General features: G+C 37.8%; 2 protein-coding genes. Both read left to right on the forward strand.

From position 1 onward, the window contains the following. Window positions 1-239: 239 nt before the first annotated feature. Window positions 240-686, forward strand: a complete 447-nt coding sequence (locus LMU01S_RS09855) for a hypothetical protein (protein WP_056958599.1) — start codon at window positions 240-242, stop codon at window positions 684-686. 928 nt (window positions 687-1,614) lie between these two features. Beyond that, complete coding sequence (locus LMU01S_RS09860) at window positions 1,615-2,328, forward strand: Rep family protein (protein WP_056958597.1); 714 nt, start codon at window positions 1,615-1,617, stop codon at window positions 2,326-2,328. Window positions 2,329-2,489: the final 161 nt, after the last annotated feature.

Genomic DNA, 2,489 nt, shown 5'->3' on the forward strand with positions numbered 1-2,489 from the left:
ATTCACTCTAATGCAAGTGATTTTGTGTGCATTTTTAGGGTATGTAATCGTATGAACTATAGGTATGTTTTTGTAGGCTTACCGAGTAAATTTAGATCTCTTGGAAACGTTGGTATTACCAACTCCACACGGCGCGTGGGGACTGTTTCCCTTATGCTCTTTTCGCTAGTTCACCAGAAATCTTTGATTTAACTGCGAAATGGGCATACGTAAATATTTGAAAAATGGAGGTTGGGAGTATGGCTCAAGTAACAGTTTATTTGCGTGAAAAAGATGTTGAAAATTTGAAAAAGTTGGTGGCGGAATTCGACAAGAAAAATCTGCTACCGAAAAATAATCGGAGTACGGTAACTGAAAAAGTTTTGAAGGACTATATCGAAATGATGTCCGAGATGAGAATCGAAAAAGGCGAAAAAGTATTCGATCGGAATTTGATATTTGAGTACGCTAAGCAAGTGAGCGAGACGAAAACGAAAGATGATGAGTTAGAAAAAGAAAAAGTTGCGCTTTTAAATAGCTTTATGGAGCGCTTTTTAGCTAGGAAAAAGCGAATGGAAAGGCTAGAGAGTGAATTGCAGGAATTGAGAGAGTTTGCTGCTTCTGTTAAATTTGAGTCAGGAAGTAGTGTACTAGATTTGTATAAAAAACGAATGGTTAAAGGTGGAATTGGTGATGCTTCATGTTAGAAAAACGTTATTGATTTATGACTTGTGTTTGTTATTAGTGATGTTGCTTGAGGTGTTTTTTGGCAGTCTCGTTAATATTTGGGTAACTCTAATTTTGTATTTAGTGACTTTTATTTTTTTAATATTACAGACGTATTATTTTAGAGTATATAGCAATAAAGAGTTGGTGTTTGTTGATAGGTTTTTATTAGTTTTTGCGTGGCTTTTGTCTTTTTTTTGTGTAATTTTATTATAAAGCGTTTGTATATTTTGTTTGGTTGGAGTATGATTAAATAAAAATTAGAATGGAGTGGTGTTATATGGGTATTGTAAGTAGATTTATTTGGGGTTGGAAATTAGGTACTGGTTTGTCTAATTTGGGATCTTGTGGTCAATGGGGTCTATGTCCAGTTTCTTAGTTATGTAAGCGTCCTATTCAGGGCGTTTTTTTTATATAGTGGAACGTTGGTGATAGTTAGCAGGAAGTAATTGTAAAGGCAAGGGGCAAGCGACAGCGAGACGCCGTAGGGCAACCCTTGCCTTTACTGCAGGAAAGAGACACTGAACCGCAAGGGAAGGCAGGAACTGACTTTCCGACGCCGTCACGGCGAGTGAGAAAGCGGTCAAGCTGGCTCAGCTTGTGGGTGTGGGTGAAACCCACGAAGGGATGCTAAAGTATGCTTATTTTGCGTTTCTGGACGTTTTAAAGGCGTTGGAGTATAATTACGCTAAAAATAAATACATACGCTTAAAAAGGCAAAAAAATAGCTTACAGTCAGCAACCGACCAAAGTTTTGACTGTAAGCTGTGATTTAGGACAAGAATAGCATGGGAGGAGTGTATCCTCTTCCGTTCTTTTCTTTGTGATAAATTCTACTCAAAAAGTGAAGATGTTGCAAGTGTTCTAAATCAAAAAAGCTTAAAAGCGTGATTTAGGAGGCTTTTTATTATGTCAAAAAATAAAGATCAACGAGCAAGAACATGGACTTCTGTAGTCTATCCCGAGAGTGCACCCGAGAACTGGAGAGAGATTTTAGACGGGTACCATGTACCTTGGGTAGAAAGTCCACTTCATGACAAAGATGTGAACCCGGATGGTGAAGTTAAGAAAGCTCACTGGCATATTATTCTGTTCTTTGACGGTAAGAAGAGCTTTGAGCAGGTACAAGAGATTACGGACGCTCTAAACGCTCCTATACCGCAAAAAGCAGCGAATGCGAAAGGGCTAGTGCGGTATTTGATACACATGGACAACCCTGAAAAGTATCAGTACAAGAGAGATGAGATTGTCTGCCACTGTGGGGCTGATATAGACGAGTACTTTGCCCTTTCTTCGAGTTCTAGACGTGTAGTGTTTGGTGAGATGGTCGATTTCATAATGGATAGCGAGATAGATAACTATGCTGATTTTTTATTATATTGCCGTAAGCATAGTGAAGATGAGTGGTTTGATATAGCTGTTAATCACAATACATTAGCGATTAATAAACTTTTAGACGCAATTTATCAAAAAAATAATCCAAAAAATAAAACTAAAAATGTCTCACTTGATGAGAAAGTGTCTCAAGCTAAAGAAATGAAAAATCAGGGTGTAAAATTGGCTGTAATTGCTGATACGCTGGGGATTAGCAGGGCTACACTGTACAGATATTTGAATAAATAGTGATAAAAAAGTGTCTCACGTGAGACACTTTTTTTTTTTCGTTGGTCACCTTACAGCCCCAAGGGATACAGCGTTTTTTATCTCAAAAAATGTCTCATGTTGTCTCACGAAAGAAAACGGGTGTATCCCTTGGGAGAGTAAGGAAAAGTAGCAATTTTAGA

The organism is Ligilactobacillus murinus DSM 20452 = NBRC 14221, from assembly GCF_001591685.1.
Lineage (GTDB): Bacteria > Bacillota > Bacilli > Lactobacillales > Lactobacillaceae > Ligilactobacillus > Ligilactobacillus murinus.